This window comes from Pseudomonas sp. TE24901, assembly GCF_054058375.1.
On record NZ_JBSSAF010000022.1, the window covers coordinates 63,526 to 80,985 of the forward strand.

The 17,460-nt window shown below is 61.2% G+C and carries 16 protein-coding genes; 10 read left to right on the forward strand and 6 right to left on the reverse strand.

The annotated features are described in order from the left end of the window. Positions 1-14: 14 nt before the first annotated feature. From ACVWVP_RS29375 to ACVWVP_RS29400, 6 genes are all read left to right on the forward strand, one after another. Positions 15-1,118 (forward strand): ABC transporter ATP-binding protein, encoded by a 1,104-nt coding sequence (locus ACVWVP_RS29375; RefSeq protein ID WP_178923326.1) that lies wholly within the window; start codon positions 15-17, stop codon positions 1,116-1,118. A gap of 16 nt (positions 1,119-1,134) precedes the next feature. Then, positions 1,135-2,616: a mannitol dehydrogenase family protein gene (locus ACVWVP_RS29380; RefSeq protein WP_457409543.1), complete on the forward strand. Its 1,482-nt coding sequence runs from the start codon at positions 1,135-1,137 to the stop codon at positions 2,614-2,616. A gap of 140 nt (positions 2,617-2,756) precedes the next feature. Continuing rightward, entirely contained in the window at positions 2,757-4,238 is a 1,482-nt protein-coding gene (gene xylB, locus ACVWVP_RS29385) for a xylulokinase (protein WP_457409544.1), read from the forward strand. Positions 4,239-4,250: 12 nt separating this feature from the next. Next, positions 4,251-5,189: a carbohydrate kinase family protein gene (locus tag ACVWVP_RS29390; RefSeq protein WP_457409546.1), complete on the forward strand. Its 939-nt coding sequence runs from the start codon at positions 4,251-4,253 to the stop codon at positions 5,187-5,189. 159 nt (positions 5,190-5,348) lie between these two features. Then, entirely contained in the window at positions 5,349-5,621 is a 273-nt protein-coding gene (locus ACVWVP_RS29395; protein ID WP_457409548.1) for a DUF2790 domain-containing protein, read from the forward strand. 77 nt (positions 5,622-5,698) lie between these two features. Then, entirely contained in the window at positions 5,699-6,097 is a 399-nt protein-coding gene (locus ACVWVP_RS29400; protein ID WP_457409550.1) for a hypothetical protein, read from the forward strand. On the opposite strand, the gene ACVWVP_RS29405 is transcribed toward ACVWVP_RS29400, so the two are convergent. Both ACVWVP_RS29405 and ilvA read right to left on the reverse strand, forming a co-directional pair. Further along, on the reverse strand, positions 6,094-6,363 hold the full coding sequence (locus ACVWVP_RS29405; RefSeq protein WP_176998385.1) for a DUF1652 domain-containing protein: 270 nt from the start codon (positions 6,361-6,363) through the stop codon (positions 6,094-6,096). The genes ACVWVP_RS29400 and ACVWVP_RS29405 overlap by 4 nt on opposite strands. A gap of 254 nt (positions 6,364-6,617) precedes the next feature. Then, complete coding sequence (ilvA, locus tag ACVWVP_RS29410; protein WP_178923314.1) at positions 6,618-7,640, reverse strand: threonine ammonia-lyase, biosynthetic; 1,023 nt, start codon at positions 7,638-7,640, stop codon at positions 6,618-6,620. A gap of 274 nt (positions 7,641-7,914) precedes the next feature. Here ilvA and ACVWVP_RS29415 point away from each other — a divergent pair, with 274 nt between their 5' ends. Beyond that, the gene (locus ACVWVP_RS29415) at positions 7,915-8,115 is read left to right on the forward strand and encodes a ParD-like family protein (RefSeq protein ID WP_003190946.1); all 201 of its coding nucleotides are present in this window, start codon (positions 7,915-7,917) and stop codon (positions 8,113-8,115) included. Next, entirely contained in the window at positions 8,115-8,870 is a 756-nt protein-coding gene (gene map / locus ACVWVP_RS29420; protein WP_457409552.1) for a type I methionyl aminopeptidase, read from the forward strand. The genes ACVWVP_RS29415 and map overlap by 1 nt, the downstream gene beginning before the upstream one ends. A 103-nt stretch (positions 8,871-8,973) precedes the next feature. Here the strand turns inward: map and ACVWVP_RS29425 are convergent, their stop codons facing one another. The 3 genes from ACVWVP_RS29425 to ACVWVP_RS29435 form a co-directional block, all read right to left on the reverse strand. Further along, positions 8,974-10,875: an acyltransferase family protein gene (locus ACVWVP_RS29425; protein WP_457409555.1), complete on the reverse strand. Its 1,902-nt coding sequence runs from the start codon at positions 10,873-10,875 to the stop codon at positions 8,974-8,976. A 90-nt stretch (positions 10,876-10,965) separates the two neighbouring features. Continuing rightward, a complete protein-coding gene (locus tag ACVWVP_RS29430; RefSeq protein ID WP_457409556.1) occupies positions 10,966-11,907 on the reverse strand; it encodes a magnesium transporter CorA family protein in 942 nt (313 codons plus the stop codon). 6 nt (positions 11,908-11,913) lie between these two features. Further along, positions 11,914-13,500 carry a RimK family protein gene (locus tag ACVWVP_RS29435; protein ID WP_457409558.1) on the reverse strand — a complete coding sequence of 529 codons (1,587 nt, stop codon included), beginning with the start codon at positions 13,498-13,500 and terminating at the stop codon, positions 11,914-11,916. A gap of 94 nt (positions 13,501-13,594) precedes the next feature. Here ACVWVP_RS29435 and ACVWVP_RS29440 point away from each other — a divergent pair, with 94 nt between their 5' ends. Further along, positions 13,595-14,695 (forward strand): peptidase C39 family protein, encoded by a 1,101-nt coding sequence (locus ACVWVP_RS29440; RefSeq protein WP_457409560.1) that lies wholly within the window; start codon positions 13,595-13,597, stop codon positions 14,693-14,695. Here ACVWVP_RS29440 and sfnG read toward each other — a convergent pair. After that, positions 14,679-15,764: a dimethylsulfone monooxygenase SfnG gene (gene sfnG / locus ACVWVP_RS29445; protein WP_457409562.1), complete on the reverse strand. Its 1,086-nt coding sequence runs from the start codon at positions 15,762-15,764 to the stop codon at positions 14,679-14,681. The two genes, ACVWVP_RS29440 and sfnG, sit on opposite strands and share 17 nt — an antisense overlap. 266 nt (positions 15,765-16,030) lie before the next feature. Here sfnG and ACVWVP_RS29450 point away from each other — a divergent pair, with 266 nt between their 5' ends. Next, complete coding sequence (locus ACVWVP_RS29450) at positions 16,031-17,269, forward strand: acyl-CoA dehydrogenase family protein (RefSeq protein ID WP_457409565.1); 1,239 nt, start codon at positions 16,031-16,033, stop codon at positions 17,267-17,269. Positions 17,270-17,460 lie beyond the last annotated feature (191 nt).

The following is a 17,460-nucleotide window of genomic DNA, read 5'->3' on the forward strand; positions in this document are numbered from 1 at the left end:
ACGGAGGGCTCATCATGGCCAACCTGAAAATCAAGAATCTGCAAAAAGGCTTCGAAGGTTTCTCCATCATCAAGGGCATCGACCTTGAGGTGAACGACAAGGAATTCGTGGTGTTCGTCGGCCCGTCGGGCTGCGGCAAGTCCACCCTGCTGCGCCTGATCGCCGGCCTGGAAGAAGTCACCGAAGGCACCATCGAGCTGGACGGTCGCGACATCACCGAAGTGACCCCGGCCAAGCGTGACCTGGCGATGGTGTTCCAGACCTACGCGCTGTACCCGCACATGAGCGTGCGCAAGAACATGTCGTTTGCCCTGGACCTGGCCGGCGTCGACAAGAAGCTGGTCGAGAGCAAGGTCAGCGAAGCGGCACGCATCCTCGAACTGGGCCCGTTGCTGGAGCGCAAGCCCAAGCAGCTCTCTGGCGGCCAGCGTCAGCGTGTGGCCATCGGCCGGGCGATTGTGCGCAACCCGAAGATCTTCCTGTTCGACGAGCCGTTGTCCAACCTCGACGCCGCGCTGCGCGTGCAGATGCGCCTGGAGCTGGCGCGCCTGCATAAAGAGCTGCAGGCCACCATGATCTACGTGACCCACGACCAGGTCGAAGCCATGACCCTGGCCGATAAGGTGGTGGTGCTCAACAGCGGCCGCATCGAGCAGGTCGGCTCGCCGCTGGAGCTGTACCACCAGCCGGCCAACCTGTTTGTGGCGGGCTTTCTCGGCACGCCGAAAATGGGCTTCCTCAAGGGCAAGGTCACCCGCGTCGACGGCCAGGGCTGCGAGGTGCAGCTGGACGCCGGCACCCTGATCAACCTGCCGCAAAGCGGCGCCACGCTGAGCGTCGGCAGTGCCGTGACCCTGGGCATTCGCCCGGAACACCTGGAAATCGCCACGCCGGGCCAGACCACCCTGACCGTCACCGCCGACGTCGGCGAGCGCCTGGGCAGCGACACCTTCTGCCACGTGGTCACCGCCAACGGCGAACCGCTGACCATGCGCATTCGTGGCGACATGGCCAGCCAATACGGCGAGACGCTGCACCTGCACCTGGACCCGGCGCACTGCCATCTGTTCGACACCGAAGGCAAAGCCGTGGCCCGCCCACTGCGCGCCGCCGCCTGATTTTGCGAGAGTTGCCATGAAACTGAATAAACAGAACCTCACCCAGTTGGCGCCGCAGGTGAAAATCCCGGCGTATGCCATCGCCAGCACCACCCAGGGCATCGCCCACATTGGCGTCGGCGGTTTCCACCGTGCGCACCAGGCCTATTACACCGACGCGCTGATGAACACCGGCGTGGGCCTGGACTGGAGCATCTGCGGCGTCGGCCTGCGTGCCGAGGACCGCAAGGCCCGCGACGACCTGGCCGGCCAGGACTACCTGTTCACCCTGTATGAACTGGGCGATACCGACGACACCGAAGTGCGCGTGATCGGCTCCATCAGCGACATGCTGCTGGCCGAGGACGGCGCCCAGGCGTTGATCGACAAACTGGCCGACCCGGCGATTCGCATCGTCTCGCTGACCATCACCGAAGGCGGCTACTGCATCGACGACAGCAACGGCGAGTTCATGGCCCACTTGCCACAGATCCAGCACGATCTGGCACACCCGAATACACCGAAGACCGTGTTCGGTTTCCTCTGCGCCGCCCTCACTAAACGCCGCGCCGCCGGCACCCCGGCGTTTACCGTGATGTCCTGCGATAACCTGCCGCACAACGGCGCCGTCACCCGCAAGGCACTGCTGGCGTTTGCCACGCTGCACAACGCCGAGCTGCACGACTGGATCAACGCCAATGTGAGCTTCCCCAACGCGATGGTCGACCGCATCACGCCGATGACCAGCACCGCCCACCGCCTGCAATTGCACGACGAGCACGGCATCGACGATGCCTGGCCAGTGGTGTGCGAACCCTTTGTGCAGTGGGTGCTGGAAGACAAATTCGTTAACGGCCGCCCGGCCTGGGAAAACGTCGGTGTGCAGTTCACCGACGACGTGACGCCCTACGAAGAGATGAAGATCGGCCTGCTCAACGGCAGCCACCTGGCCCTCACCTACCTGGGTTTTCTCAAGGGCTACCGGTTTGTGCACGAGACCATGAATGACCCGGTGTTCGTGGCCTACATGCGTGCGTACATGGACCTGGACGTCACACCGAACCTGGCGCCGGTGCCGGGCATCGACCTGACCGAGTACAAGCAGACGCTGGTGGACCGCTTCTCCAACCAGGCGATTGCCGACCAGTTGGAACGCGTATGCTCCGATGGCTCGTCGAAGTTTCCCAAGTTCACCGTGCCGACCATCAACCGCCTGATCGCCGACGGCCGCGAGACCGAGCGCGCGGCACTGGTGGTGGCCGCGTGGGCGCTGTACTTGAAGGGCGTGGATGAAAACGGCGTGAGCTACACGATCCCGGATCCCCGTGCGCAGTTTTGCCAAGAGCTGGTGAGTGACGATGCGCTGATCAGCAAGCGCCTGCTGGGGGTGGAGGAGATTTTTGGTACGGCTATTCCCAACTCGCCTGCGTTTGTGGCAGCGTTCGAGCGGTGTTTTGCGAGCCTGCGTGACCACGGCGTCACTGCAACTCTGCAGAATCTCCTGAAGAAACCGGCTTAAACCTGTGGGAGCTGGCTTGCCTGCGATGGCGGTCTTTCAGTCACCTCTTGGCTGCCTGAACCACCGCCATCGCAGGCAAGCCAGCTCCCACACGTGATCGGGTTTTCAATCCAAAAAACAATGCTGCTGAGCAAATCCTCATGACCCAGCAAAACCTGTTTCTCGGCATCGACTGCGGCACCCAGGGCACCAAGGCCATCGTCCTCGACGCCAGCAACGGCAAGGTGCTGGGCCTGGGCGCTGCTGCCCACAGCCTGATCAGCGGCGCCAATGGCCGTCGCGAGCAGCACACCCAGGAATGGCTGGACGCCTTTACCGAAGCCACCCACCGCGCCCTGCAACAGGCGGGCGTGGACGGCCAGGACATCCTCGGTATCGGCGTTTCCGGCCAGCAACACGGGCTGGTGCTGCTGGATGACAGTGGCCAGGTCCTGCGCCCGGCCAAGCTGTGGTGCGACACCGAAACCGCGCCCGAAAACGAGCGCCTGCTCGAACACCTGGGCGGCGAAAGCGGTTCGCTGGAGCGACTCGGTGTGGCGATTGCACCGGGGTACACCGTGTCCAAGCTGCTGTGGACCCGCGAGCAGCACCCGGATATTTTTGCGCGCATCGCACATATCCTGCTGCCCCATGACTACCTCAACTACTGGCTCACCGGCCGTGCCGTCGCGGAATATGGCGATGCATCGGGCACCGGGTATTTCAACGTGCGCAACCGCCAGTGGGACGTGGACCTGCTCAAGCACATCGACCCCAGCGGGCGCCTTGAAGCCGCGCTGCCCACCTTGATCGAGGCCGACCAACGCGTCGGCACGATCCTGCCAGCAATTGCCGAGCGCCTGGGCATCAACCCCAACGCCATCGTCGCCAGCGGCGGCGGTGACAACATGATGGGCGCCATCGGCACCGGCAATATCGCGCCGGGCGTGATCACCATGAGCCTTGGCTCCTCGGGCACCGTCTATGCGTTCGCCGACCAGCCGAAGGTAAGCCCGCAGGCCTCGGTCGCCACGTTCTGCTCGTCCAGCGGCGGCTGGCTGCCGCTGATCTGCACCATGAACCTGACCAACGCCACCGGGGTGATCCGCGAGCTGTTCGACCTCGACCTGGCCGCGTTCAACACGCTGGTGGAACTGGCCCCCATCGGCGCCGACGGCGTGAGCATGCTGCCGTTCCTCAATGGCGAACGGGTGCCCGCCCTGCCCCACGCCACGGGCAGCCTGCACGGGCTGACCATGACCAACCTGACCCGCGCCAACCTGTGCCGCGCCGTGGTCGAGGGCACCACCTTCGGCCTGCGCTACGGCCTGGACCTGCTGCGCCAGACCGGCCTGCAAAGCCAGAGCATCCGCCTGATCGGCGGCGGCTCGAAGAGCCCGGTGTGGCGGCAGATGGTTGCCGATATCATGAACACCGAAGTGATCTGTACCGAACAAAGCGAAGCCGCCGCCCTGGGCGCGGCGATCCAGGCGGCGTGGTGCCAGTCCGGCGAATCCCTGGCCAGCCTGTGCGACAAATGCGTGAGCGTCGACCCGGCCAGCCGTACCCTGCCGGTGGCGGCCAGTGTCAGCGCCTATCAACAGGCCTACGAGCGCTATCAACAACACGTGGCAACCCTTTAAGAGCGAACGACTATGTATCTGGTGTGTGGTGAAGCGCTGTTCGATTTCTTCAGCGAGGAAGATGCCAGCGGGCAGGCTTCCAAGGTCAACTACAAGGCCATTGCCGGGGGCTCGCCGTTCAACGTGGCCGTGGGTTTGCGCCGCCTGGGTATCGAAGCCGGGCTGTTTGGCGGCGTGTCCACCGACTTCTTCGGCCGCCGCCTGTTGCAAGTGCTCAGGGACGAAGGCGTCAGCGAGCAGTTCCTGGTGGAGTTTGCCGCACCGACTACCCTGTCGATGGTGGCCGTGGGCGCCAACGGCTCACCGCAGTACAACTTCCGTGGCGAAGGCTGTGCCGACCGGCTGCTGGAAGTCACCCACCTGCCCGAGCTGGGCGCCGACATCCGTGGCCTGCACATTGGCTCGTTCTCCCTGGTGGTGCAGCCGATTGGCGACACCCTGCTGAACCTGGTCAAGCGTGAAAGCGGCAAACGCTTGATCAGCCTCGACCCCAACGTGCGCCTCAACCCGCAGCCGGATATCCAGCTGTGGCGTGACCGTGTGGCCGAGCTGGTCAAGCATGCCGACCTGATCAAGGTCAGCGACGAAGACCTGCACCTGCTCTACCCCGACCAGTCGCCGGAAAGCGTGCTGCAAGGCTGGCTGCAACACCGCTGCCAGTTGGTGTTCCTCACCCGGGGTGGCGAAGGGGCCAGCGTGTTCAGCCGCCAGCACGGCCATTGGTCGCAACCGGCCGTAGAGGTAGTGATGGCCGATACGGTCGGCGCCGGCGATACGTTCCAGGCCGCGCTGATCGCCTGGCTGACCGAGCACCACCTGGACTCAGTGGACGGCCTGCAACGGCTCACCCGCGCGCAGATCGACGCCATGCTCGGCTTCGCGATCCGCGCGGCTGCGCTGACGTGTGGCAAGACCGGGCCGGACCTGCCGTATCGCCAGCAGTTGGGCTGAACACGCGTTCATGAAGGTTTTGTCAGTTAGCGCGCAATTAATCGAAGGTTAATCCCCCAAGTCGACAGTGAACTTGACCGCACTCACCGCCCCCGGGGGCCCGTGCGGCCGCCGGCCCGTCGTGTTGATGGGCCTGCGAACGACTTGCGGAGAACCCTCATGAAACTGCGTAACTTACTGTTCACCGGCACCTTGGCTCTGGCCGCGCTCTCAGGCGCCGCCCAGGCTGACACGGCCCAGCAAACCGATGCCAAACCGGTGCCTTACCAATACGGCATGCCCTTGAACATCGACAAAGTGATTGCCATGCACGAGACCGACACCAATGACTGCAAGGTCATCGACGCCGACATCAAGTTCGTGGATAAAGCCGGCAAAATCGAAGATGTGGGCTACCGCAAAATGTCAGAAGCCTGTGACTTCCAGAACTGAGCCGTTGAAACAGACAACGCAGGCCCGCGCATAAACGAGTAATCTTGCGGGCTTGTCACAGGCCGAAAGGATTCGCCATGCCGCTCAGTTTCCGTTCCCTCGCTACCTTTACCGCCCTGCTCTGCTTCGCCCTCGCGCTGGTCTGGGGCCTGCGTCCCGACCTGCTGCTGTGGCTGTGGAGTGTCGAGTACACCAGCGCGACCGGGCTGGTCTCACGCCGCAACGCCGCGCTGTTCCTGGCGATTGGCATCATGTTCTACCGCGCTCGCCACGCACCACCTTCCGACACACGACGTGCCCTGACCACCGGCTTTATCGCCGGGTGCCTGGTATTGGCCGTGCTGGGGTTCAGTGAATGGATCAACGGCAATGCCGGGCCGGGCATCCTGCTGGCGGTGGCAACAGAAACCGTACTGGGCCTGGCGTTTCTCCAGGCCCACAGGTCGTCGGTGATTCAACCTCAGACGTCGGCCTAGTAGTAGCCGCGTCCTCCCACTCTTTGCAGGGCGGGTGCATGGGTGTGCTTGAGGTCTTCGCGCAACCCGGTGATCAGGTTGCAAATGGCTCGGCTGCTGTCGAGCTTGTCGGCGTTGATGCCTTTGACTTCCAGGTCCACTCGGTCACGGTCGCGGTCGTCATAGACCTTGATCGTCAGCGAGGCATCTTCGGCCTTGGTGCATTCGCACCGTTTGGGCAGGAAACTTCCTTCAATAATGCTGCGAAGTTCTAATTCCGAAAGCATGGCCAACCTCTCCTTTTATGAGACTGCCAATCAGTTTTTATGAACACTCAAGTTGCTGGCAGGTGCGTGCCTGCCGCGTCTTGCCAACCTTGGAAGACGCTTTCATTCACCAGCCTACTCGGCAAAATCCCCTCTCGTTGTAACCTTTCCTCATAAGTGACGAGGATTGATATATATCCCGGAAAGGTTTTTACATTCAGTCATCAAACTCTCGGCGAATGGCAGGGATTAAACGTTTAATCCCGGACTTCCGGTTAAACCGCCGTTTGCGCCGCCACTCTTTCAGCAACATGTCGCAAACTATCGAAATTGATATTGGCGCCTGAATTGATCGCCACCAAGGTCTGGCCACTCACCCCAGTTCGCTCGACGTAACGGCGGATGCCTGCCACGGCGAGGGCACCTGAGGGTTCGGTGATCGAGCGCGTATCGTCGTAGATCAGCTTGATGGCGCTGCACAACTCGTCATTGCTCACGGTGATGACTTCATCCACCCAATCGCGGCAGATCTCATACCCATAGGCACCGACCTGCGCCACCGCGGTGCCATCGGCAAACCCGTCCACACTTGGCAACACTACGCGCTCACCGGCACGCAAGGCCGCCAACAGGCAGCTGGAGCCTTCGGGCTCGACGCCGATGATACGCACCTGGGGCCGCAGGTATTTGACGTAGGCGGCAATGCCGGCGATCAAGCCACCGCCGCCCACCGGTACGAAGATCGCGTCCAGCGGCCCCTGTTGCTGTCGCAGCACTTCCATGGCCACGGTGCCTTGGCCCGCAATCACATCCGGGTCGTCGAACGGCGACACAAAAGTGCAACCCGAGGTCTCGGCCAGTTGCAGCGCATGGGCCAGCGCAAACGGAAAGCTCTCCCCCTGCAGCACCGCCTCGGCCCCTCGGGAACGCACACCCAGCACTTTCAATTGTGGCGTGCTGCAAGGCATGACGATGCGTGCCTTGATCCCCAGTTCCAGCGCGGCCAGTGCCACACCCTGGGCGTGGTTGCCCGCCGATGCAGTGACCACGCCCCGGGCCCTTTGCTCGGCCGTGAGCTGCACCAACTTGTTGTAGGCGCCACGGATCTTGAAGGAAAAGGTCGGCTGCAAGTCCTCGCGCTTGAGCAGCACCTGGTTGCCCAGCAACGCTGACAGCGCCGGCGCCGCCTGCAAGGGCGTGCGCACTGCCAGGTCATAGACCGGGGCCGCGAGGATCTTTTTTACGTAGTGCTCAAGCAGTTCCGGGTTGGCGGTGTGTGGAACGGGGCACGTGCTCATCGGTGTCTCCTGGCGCTTTTTTTGAAGGCCCCGGAGACGGAAAAACAAAACCCGCCTCTAGGGCGGGTTGGGGTGCAGCCGTGTGCTATCCCGCCAAATGAGGAATGGCGGTAATAATCATCAGCGGGCTACGGAAGGCTTGTAATGTCATGCAACGAAATTAACCGGCGCCTGGCGAGCAAGTCAATGGCCTGCTGCCATTTAGCGGCTGGGGGTTTACGACAAATATACGAAACATATACGCTTTGTATATCAACCCTACACAGTGAAGACCATGGGCATCGTCAAGATCACCGACCAACTGCACGAACAGCTTCGCCTGGCCAGCGCCGCCATGGACCGTTCCATCAACGCCCAGGCCGAGTTCTGGATCAAGATCGGCCTGCTCGCCGAGCTCAACCCTCACCTGCCCTACAACGAGCTGATCAACAAATTGTTGCTGGACAAGCCCGACCTGATCCGGGGGCGCAGTTGATGATCAAGACCGCCCCGCAATTGGCCGTGATGCGCGAATCCGGGCGCCTGCTGGCCCAGGTGTTCAGCATGCTCGATGGGTTTGTCTGCGCCGGCCGCTCCACCCTGGAGCTGGACGCCGCCGTCGAAGCTTTCATCCGCAACGATTTGAAGGCCCGCCCCGCCAGCCTGGGCCAATACGACTACCCGTTTAGCATCAACACTTCGATCAACGAGGTGGTGTGCCATGGCATGCCCAGCGCCAAGGACATCCTCAAGGACGGCGACATCATCAACATCGACATCACCCTGGAAAAAGGCGGGTTTATTGCCGATTCCAGCAAGATGTACATGATCGGCAACGTGGCGCCCAAGGCGCGGCGCCTGGTGGAAATGACCTTCGAGGCGATGTGGGCCGGCATTCGCCAGGTCAAGCCGGGCGCGCGCCTGGGTGATATCGGCCATGCGATCCAGAGCCACGCCCAGGCCAATGGCTACAGCGTGGTGCGTGACTACTGCGGCCATGGCATCGGCCGGCAGATGCACGAGGAACCGCAAGTGTTGCACTTCGGCCGCCCTGGCACCGGGCTGGAACTGCGCGAAGGCATGGTGTTCACCATCGAGCCCATGCTCAACCAGGGTGGCGCCAAGGTGCGCAGCCTCAAGGATGGCTGGACGGTGGTGACCAAGGACAACAGCCTGTCGGCACAGTGGGAACACACCGTGGCGGTGACGGCGGACGGCTTCGAAGTGCTGACCCTGCAACCCACCCCCTGATGACATAACCCTGTAGGAGCCGGCTTGCCGGCGATGCGGACAACGCGGTGATTCAGGTACACCGCAGTGATGCCATCGCCGGCAAGCCGACTCCCACCATTGGCTAGATGGGTGCCAGTACTGCCTTGAATAACCCTTCAAGTTGCTCGTTGCCGGAGTCAACCAGATGGTTATCGTCGAAGTACAGTGGCACGCCATTCTTAGACCCCATGCACTGCCCATTCGGGCACAGCTTGGGAGTAGGATCGATGATGTGGACATTGCACTGTTTCGCCGCGGCTTCAATCGCCTGTATGGCCGTGCGATTACGCTTTTCGTAGTCGAACAATGAAACGGAGATGTCCGACGAACGCTGGAAGATGCGCTGGTGCAGATTCAGCCCTTTGTAAATGCTGAAGGGCATCTCCGGGATCGGCTTGACGATATAGACAGGATGGTTTTCAGCGATCGAGCAGACCGTCCTGCTGTATTCGGCCGTGTAGGTATCGACATACGCACGTCCTGACAAGTGTTCCTGGCCAGGAAAGTAAACGCGATAATTGTTCCCTCGACTCGTATCCAAATACATCGAAGCGCGGCTGAACAAGACGACCGGTACACCTGGGTACGAGGTCTGCAGTACGCCCAGTTTCTCGGCATTGAAGCCGCCGCATTTACGGCTCAACTCCTTGTCGTGCATCTCAAAGTGCCGCAACGTCGGGCAACCGCCACGGGCCCAGGACAGCGCCGCGTGGGGATTATCCATCTGGATGGCCGCCGCAGTGGATTGAGCATGGCTGTCGCCGTAGAGAATGACGGAAACCTCCCCTTTCCCCAGTTTGCAGTCCGACGCACCGAAGGCGCTGGGATAACACTCCTGCTCATAGAGCGCACTGGCGTAGTCTGGCCGCCCCAGGTCGACGTAGGGAAAGCGCACGCCGGGGTGATCTTTGACCACCGATGACGTAATGGCAGAAAACCCGACACCCAACACCACGAAGGACGCGTACTTGAACAACGCACGTGGAGCCGTCGTTAATGTACCGACGCGCGATTCGACCCAGTAATACGAAACCGTGCCCAGGACACATGACACGATGACACCGGCCACCACATACGGCCAGCTGTCAAGCAATCCGCAGGTATACAAGAAGACCACCAACGGCCAGTGCCACAAGTAAACAGAATATGAAACGCCGCCAGTGAATTGCAGCGCGCCATTGCGGCTGAACGCCGACTCGGAGTTGGCCAGAATCACCAAGGCGGTGCCCACTACCGGTACCAGGGCAAGGATACCGGGCCATACGTCCTGCTCGGAAAAACAAAAAATACTGACTGCAATGGCCGCCAAACCAAGCACTTCAGCACCCTGGCGCGCGCGCTTGCCCAGTGCCAACGGAAACAGATACACCAGTCCTCCCGCGAGCATTTCCCACGCGCGGGTGGGCAGCATATAGAACGCAAAAACCGGCGCAGACGGGCTCAGATACACCGAGGCTCCCAGGGAAACCAGTGCCAACAGCACCAGCGCCGCCTTGGTTCCAGAACTGCCCAAGACCTTGTGCAGTCCCATCAGCAGCAGGGGATAGAGCATGTAGAACTGCCACTCCACCGAAAGTGACCAGGTGTGCAACAGCCAGTTCTCGCGCAGTGGCGCGGCGAAGTAATTGCCGGTCTTGGCGAACTCCAGGTTGGACGCAAAAAACAGGCTGCTTTTTATTGTCCTGAGCAGCGCCCGGTAGTCTTCCAGGGGCAAATAGATAAAGCCGAAGGCCCATAACGCCAGGCACAGCACCAACAGCGCTGGAATAATCCGTCGCGCTCGCGATGCGTAGAAACCAATCAACGAAAAGCGCTGCTTTTGCAAACCGCTCAAAATGATCCCCGTCATTAGAAAACCGGAAATCACGAAGAAGATATCAACGCCAACGAACCCTCCCTGAAAACCGCTGACCTTGAAGTGGAAGAGCACCACACAGATAACCGCTACAGCTCGTAACGCGTTGATACTTTTACGAAATTGCATTTACGCATCCATTACCAAATCCTTATGGGGCTGGCATTGTAATGGCCATGATGTCGTATTAATAATGAAATGTATCATTTGCCTTACACCTCAAACGCTTTTCAGCCCTCCCCCCGCCAGTCGCTTCAACCCCAACACCATCAACCCCGCCCCCAGCCCCATCGCCGCCAGGAACAACGGGTACGAAATCCACCACGGCGTGCCCGCCGTCATCATGCTGAACTCCGACATGCCGCCCACGCTGGCGATCAGGTTCAGCGGCAGGAACACCACGTTGATCAAGGTCAGCTTGCGCAGCAGGTTGTTCATGCTGTTGTTCATCAGGTTGCCGCGTGCGTCGATCAGCCCGGAGAACACGTTGGAGTAGATTTCGGCCTGCTTGTAGCACTGGTGGTTTTCGATGATCAGGTCGTCAATCAGACCCAGGGTCCGGGCGCTGAAGTGTTCCTTCTCGGCGTGGTTGCGCAGCCGCGTCAGCACGGCGCCGTTGCTGTGCAGGGCGTTGATGTAATAGATCAGGCTCTCGCTGAGGCTGAACATCTGCATCAAGTGGTGGTTGCTCATGGACGCGTTGAATTGCTGCTGCAACTCCCGTGCAACCAGCTTGATCACCTTGAGGTGGCCCAGGTAGTGGTGGATGTTGTTGAGCAGCAGGTCGAGCAGCACGTCCAGTGGCGTGTGCAACGGGTGGCGCTTGCCCAAGCCGGTCAGCGGGGTTTCATCCGGGGCGATCACCAGCAGTCGGTCCGGTGAAAACAGCAAGCCGCAGGACGACACTTCGAATACGAGGCTGCCACCGCCGGAGTAGTTTTCCGGGCGTTTCCAGATCAGGAACAGGTTGTCCGGGTGGAACTCGATCCGTGAGACTTCGTCCGGGTCGAGCGCCGAGGCCAGCGCGTGCTCATCCAGCTTGTAATGGTCACGCAGCCTGTCTCGCTCGGCAGGGTCAGGGTCGTTGAACAACAGGATGGGGGCCTCGTCACTGTCCCCGCTGCGCAGCGTGCCATCGATCAGGTCAAAGCGCTGGATCATCGCCGGCTACCAGACCTGGCCTTGGCGCTTGAGCTCCAGGCGCCGTACGAACTCCTCCAGCACCAGGGCGTACAGGTCGTCCTGCAAATAGGCGTCTTCGATGCCGGCGTCCATATTGGGGTTGTCGTTGACCTCGATCACTACCACCTTGTCACCGGATTGCTTGAGGTCCACGCCATACAGGCCGTCACCGATCAGGTTGGCGGTCTTCACGGCCAGCTCCACCACGGCCTTCGGCGCCTCGTGAACCGCGAGGGTGCGGCATTCACCATTGATGTCCTGGCCGATGGCCTTGTGGTTGTAGATCTGCCAATGGCCCTTGGACATGAAGTACTGGCAGGCAAAGATCGGCTTGCGGTTGAGTACGCCGATGCGCCAGTCGTACTCGGTGTAGAAAAACTCCTGGGCCAGCAGCAGCACCGAATGTTCGAACAGCTCGGCGGTAGCCTTGAGCAAGGCCTCCTGGCTCTCCACCTTGATCACACCCCGGGAAAAACAACCGTCCGGGATCTTCAGCACCAAGGGGAAACCCAGGCGTTCGCCGACCCGTTCGAACTCTTCCGGTCGTTCCTTGTAGAGAATCTCGGTGGCGGGCATGCCCAATTGATGGCTGTTGAGCAGGTCGGTGAGGTAGACCTTGTTGGTGCAGCGCAGGATCGACGTCGGGTCATCCATCACTACCAGGCCTTCGCTTTCGGCTTTCTTGGCGAAACGATAGGTGTGGTTGTCGACGCTGGTGGTCTCGCGGATCAGCAAGGCGTCGTACTCGGCGAGGCGCCCGTAGTCCTTGCGTTCGATCAGTTCCACGTCGATGCCCAGGCCCTTGCCGACCCGCACGAAGTTCTCCAGGGCACGGGCGTTGGATGGGGGCAGTTGCTCTTGAGGATCGTGAAGGATGGCCAGGTCATAACGGGCCAATCGGCGTGAACGGGGTTGGCGCCAGATCTTGCGGCTGAAGTTGTCGAGGGCGTGGGCGAATTGATCTTCCTGATCATCACGCAACTTGTGCAGCACGCCGGACTTGACCCCTTCGATATGCCAACCGTTGTTCTTTCTGAATTCAACTAAGAGGATCGGGCACGGGAAGGTTTCAAATAACTGGCGGGCCAGATCCTGCAACGGTTCTATATTGGTCCGGCCAAAGTAAAGGGTCAGGGTAAACCCTTCGGTATTGCTGTAAAGGTGATGACTCAAGGCTTTATCGAGGGTTTTATCCAGGTCATCCAGCGCCAGGCCATACAGCGATTTTTTGGTCAGCTCACTGATGGTGCGCACCGACGGAATCACCTTGTGCCCCCGAGCTTCAGCCAGCAGCGAACAGTAGTAGCCATGCCCCAGGTACTTGTAGCTGCGGCACAGGTTGATCACCTGCACGCGCTTGCCGCTCTCGTTTTCCCGGGTCTGTTCCAGGTATTCCTGGGCGGTGACGATGTCTTCGCTGGGGAAGTAAGAGGCCCAATCTTCCTTGCGCTCGACAATGATCACGACTTGACTGGCCCCTTTGGGTGGTACGGAAAAATAACCTTTGTTAGTTATTGTCGCCGCGAGGGTTTGCTCGGATACTTCACGCCAATGACCTTGTACCGCCGACATAATATTTGATCCGCTTTAGAGAACTCGACCTTTTCTATTAAGCACGATCTTTTAGAGAAGTCCCGTTTCGTTACGCAACTTTTACGGCGGTTATATGGCTCTTTCCTTTCGCGTTGCAACACCGGCCGATGTGCCTGAACTGGTGGCCTTGGAACAGCACTGTTTCACCACCGACCGACTCTCGCCGCGCAGTTTCCAGTGGATGGTCAGCCGCGCCCACGGGCAGTTGCTGGTGGCGGAAAATGACGAGCAATTGCTCGGCTACGCCCTGGTGCTGTTCCATCGCGGCACCTCATTGGCGCGCCTGTACTCCATCGCCATTGCCGAACACGCGCGCGGCATAGGCCTGGGCAAGCAATTGCTGGCCCGTATCGAGGCCTGCGCCGTCGAGCACGACTGTGCCTACCTGCGCCTGGAAGTGCGCACCGACAACCCCGGTGCCCTCGCCCTCTACGAACGCAATGGCTACCGGCGCTTTGCCCTGATCAACGACTATTACGAAGACCACACCGCCGCCCTGCGCCTGGAAAAACGCATCCTGCAGCATCACACCGCGCGCCCGCAGAGCGTGCCTTACTACCAACAGACCACCGACTTCACCTGTGGCGCCGCCTGCCTGCTGATGGCCATGGGTGCGCTGGTGCCTGGGCGTGTGGCGCAGCGTCGCGAAGAGCTGCAGATCTGGCGCGAAGCAACCACCGTGTTCATGACCGCCGGCCATGGTGGTTGCAGCCCTCAGGGTTTGGCGCTGGCAGCCTGGCGCCGAGGCTTTCGGGTGCGGATGCAGGTGAATGTCAGCGGGCCGTTGTTTCTCGATGGCGTGCGCGACCCGCACAAGAAGGATGTGATGCGTGTGGTGCACGAGGCGTTCGAGGAAGAACTGGCAGGCAGCGACGTCGAACAGGTGCTCGGCGGCGCCCTGGACTTGCCACAGGTGCTGCAGGCAGGCGGGCAACCGCTGGTGTTGATCAGCAGCTACCGCCTCACGCGCTCCAAGTCGCCGCACTGGGTGATGGTCACCGATTGCGACGACGAGTTTGTCTACCTGCACGACCCGGATGTGGACCACAGCCAGCACCGTCAGCCCCTGGACTGCCAGCACCTGCCGGTCAGCCATGGGGCGTTCGAGCGCATGTGCCGGTTTGGCAACAACAAACTGCGGGCGGCGGTGGTGCTGTTTAGGCCACCTGCTTGATCGCGGCCTGGGCTTCCAGCTCGCGCACCAGCGGCAACACGCGCTTGCCGAAGTACTCGACTTCTTCCTGGAAGTGCAGGAAGCCGGCGAGTATCAGGTCCACACCGACGGCCTTGAGCGCGACGATGCGCTCGGCAATCTGTTGCGGGGTGCCGATCAGGTTGGTCTTGAAGCCGTCGTTGTACTGCACCAGGTCTTCAAAGCTGGATTTGGCCCAGTTGCCCTCGCCCTCCGGTGAGGCCTTGCCCGCTTGCCTGGCCGCATCGCCAAAGGCATTGACGGCTTCCGGGTCGGCTTTTTCGATGATTTCGGCGAGCACGGCGCGGGCTTCTTCTTCGGTGTCACGGGCGATAACAAACGCATTCACGCCGACTTTGACCGAATGATTGTTGGCGGCCGCCTTGGCGCGGATATCGTCGACCTGGGCCTTGATGCCTTCCGGGGTGTTGCCGTTGGTGAAATACCAGTCCGACACCCGCGCTGCCATGTCCCGCGCGGCCCGCGAGCTGCCGCCCTGGAACACCTCGGGCTGGCCCAGCGGCTTGGGCTTGAGGGTGTAGTTGTTGAAGCGGTAGAAGTCGCCTTTGAAGGTGAAGTCGTCCTGGGTCCAGATGCCCTTGAGGGCGCGGATGAACTCTTCGGAACGGCGATAACGCTCATCGTGTTCCAGCCAGTGTTCGCCGATGGCCTGGAACTCGCCCTTGAACCAGCCGCTGACGATGTTCACCGCAATGCGGCCGTTAGTCAGTTGGTCGATGGTCGCCAATTGCTTGGCCGCCAACGCCGGTTGCCACGGACCGGGCAGGATCGCTGCAATGACTTTCAGTTTGGTCGTCGCCGCCAGCAGCGCATGGCTGAACGCCACGGATTCATGCTGGTTCTCGGCGCCGTAGCCGGCGGTAAAGCGAATCTGCGTCAGGCCATATTCAAAGCCGGCCTCTTCGGCCAATTGCGCCAGTTTGCGGTTGTAGTCGATGCCCCAATGGGTGCGCTGTTCGATCTTGCTCACCACCAGCCCACCGCTGACGTTGGGCACCCAATAGGCAAATTTCACGGCTTGCTGACTCATCGGACGTTTCCTCGCACACAGGGATGTAGGAGGGTCAGAGCAGCAAGTGTGCCAGCACCGGCAAAGGCCCGGCGTACAGGCGCTGCGTCAAGAAACCGCGCAATGAAGGCCTTTGTCGCGGGTGTCAGGGATCGCACCGCTTTGTCGTTCCACTGTTGCTGGCGCAACAGTCAGCCAAGGTTGTAGCCCGTAAATACGGGCTGGAACACCCGGCACGGACTGTGCAATCGCCCTGGTACTTGAACACTGCCAAGGAGCTGCCTCCCATGACCGAACAACATGTGATCAACCCGCTGTCCATCGGCGTCGACTACCCCACACTGGCCGCACGTTTTCGTCCGATCTTCCAGCGCATCGCCGAGGGTGCGGTTGAGCGCGAGCAAACCCGCACCCTGCCCTACGAACCCATCCGATGGCTCAAGGAGGCCGGCTTTGGCGCAGTGCGAGTGCCGGTGGAATATGGCGGTGGCGGCGCGTCCCTGCCCCAGTTGTTCGAACTGCTGATCGAACTCGCCGCTGCCGACTCCAACGTGCCCCAAGCCCTGCGCGGGCATTTCGCGTTCGCCGAAGACCGCCTGAATGCACCGCCCGGTGCCGGTCGCGACCTGTGGTTCAAGCGTTTTGTCGACGGCGATATCGTCGGCTGCGCCTGGACGGAAATCGGCGATGTCGCGATTGGCGATGTGGTAACCCAGGTCAGCCCGGACGGCGATCAGTGGACGCTCAACGGTGAGAAGTTCTACAGCACCGGCAGCCTGTTTTCGGACTGGATCGATGTGTACGCCCAGCGCAGCGACACCGGCGCCTCGGTGATCGCCGCCACGCGCACGCGACAGCCGGGCGTGGTGCAGAGCGATGATTGGGACGGGTTTGGTCAACGCACCACCGGCAGTGGCACCACACGGTTTACCGATGCGGTGGTCGAGGCTGACAACGTCATCGACTTTGCGACCCGGTTCAAGTACCAGACGGCCTTCTACCAGTTGGTGCTGCTGGCGAGCCTGGCGGGTATCGGGCGTGCGGCGCTTAACGATGTGGCGCAGCAGGTACGCAGCCGTAAGCGCATTTACAGCCATGGCAATGCGGCGCATGTGAGCCAGGATGCGCAGGTACAGCAGGTGGTGGGTGAGGTGGCGGCCCTGGTGTATGCGGCGGAGGCCAGTGCCTTAAAGGCGGCTGTTCCGGCGCAGCGGGCTTACCTGGCGCGGTTTTCGGGGGATGCGGTGTTGGAGCGGGAGGCCAATGTGGCGGCGGAGATTGAGTCGGCGACGGCGCAGGTGGTGGTGTCGCAGTTGGTTCAGCGGGCGACCACTGAGTTGTTCAATGCGCTGGGGGCTTCGGATGTGCGCCAGGGGAAAGCGCTGGATCGGCATTGGCGGAATGCGCGGACGGTGTCGTCGCATAATCCGGTGATTTACAAGGCGCGGATTGTGGGGGATTGGGTGGTGAATGGGAGTGAGCCGCCGTTTGTTTGGCAGATTGGGAATGGGTCGGGTAAGGGGTGAGGTTTGATTGGGGGCATATCCGTTATTGGGGTGATGGCTGAGTATGGTTCCGCCCTTACGGCGGGTCACTTTGGAAAAGCCCCAAAGTAACCAAAGGGCTCTTGCCCCAACACTCGGCACCTCGCCTAGGCTCGGTGTGCCCGTAATCCGACAGTGATTTGGGGGGCCGCCGCCACGCGCCATCCATGGCG

Coding starts and splice junctions, on each gene's coding strand:
- ACVWVP_RS29375 (WP_178923326.1), top strand. CDS start 15: ATGGCCAACCTGAAAATCAAGAATCTGCAAAAAGGCTTCGAAGGTTTC.
- ACVWVP_RS29380 (WP_457409543.1), top strand. CDS start 1,135: ATGAAACTGAATAAACAGAACCTCACCCAGTTGGCGCCGCAGGTGAAA.
- xylB (WP_457409544.1), top strand. CDS start 2,757: ATGACCCAGCAAAACCTGTTTCTCGGCATCGACTGCGGCACCCAGGGC.
- ACVWVP_RS29390 (WP_457409546.1), top strand. CDS start 4,251: ATGTATCTGGTGTGTGGTGAAGCGCTGTTCGATTTCTTCAGCGAGGAA.
- ACVWVP_RS29395 (WP_457409548.1), top strand. CDS start 5,349: ATGAAACTGCGTAACTTACTGTTCACCGGCACCTTGGCTCTGGCCGCG.
- ACVWVP_RS29400 (WP_457409550.1), top strand. CDS start 5,699: ATGCCGCTCAGTTTCCGTTCCCTCGCTACCTTTACCGCCCTGCTCTGC.
- ACVWVP_RS29405 (WP_176998385.1), bottom strand. CDS start 6,363: ATGCTTTCGGAATTAGAACTTCGCAGCATTATTGAAGGAAGTTTCCTG.
- ilvA (WP_178923314.1), bottom strand. CDS start 7,640: ATGAGCACGTGCCCCGTTCCACACACCGCCAACCCGGAACTGCTTGAG.
- ACVWVP_RS29415 (WP_003190946.1), top strand. CDS start 7,915: ATGGGCATCGTCAAGATCACCGACCAACTGCACGAACAGCTTCGCCTG.
- map (WP_457409552.1), top strand. CDS start 8,115: ATGATCAAGACCGCCCCGCAATTGGCCGTGATGCGCGAATCCGGGCGC.
- ACVWVP_RS29425 (WP_457409555.1), bottom strand. CDS start 10,875: ATGCAATTTCGTAAAAGTATCAACGCGTTACGAGCTGTAGCGGTTATC.
- ACVWVP_RS29430 (WP_457409556.1), bottom strand. CDS start 11,907: ATGATCCAGCGCTTTGACCTGATCGATGGCACGCTGCGCAGCGGGGAC.
- ACVWVP_RS29435 (WP_457409558.1), bottom strand. CDS start 13,500: ATGTCGGCGGTACAAGGTCATTGGCGTGAAGTATCCGAGCAAACCCTC.
- ACVWVP_RS29440 (WP_457409560.1), top strand. CDS start 13,595: ATGGCTCTTTCCTTTCGCGTTGCAACACCGGCCGATGTGCCTGAACTG.
- sfnG (WP_457409562.1), bottom strand. CDS start 15,764: ATGAGTCAGCAAGCCGTGAAATTTGCCTATTGGGTGCCCAACGTCAGC.
- ACVWVP_RS29450 (WP_457409565.1), top strand. CDS start 16,031: ATGACCGAACAACATGTGATCAACCCGCTGTCCATCGGCGTCGACTAC.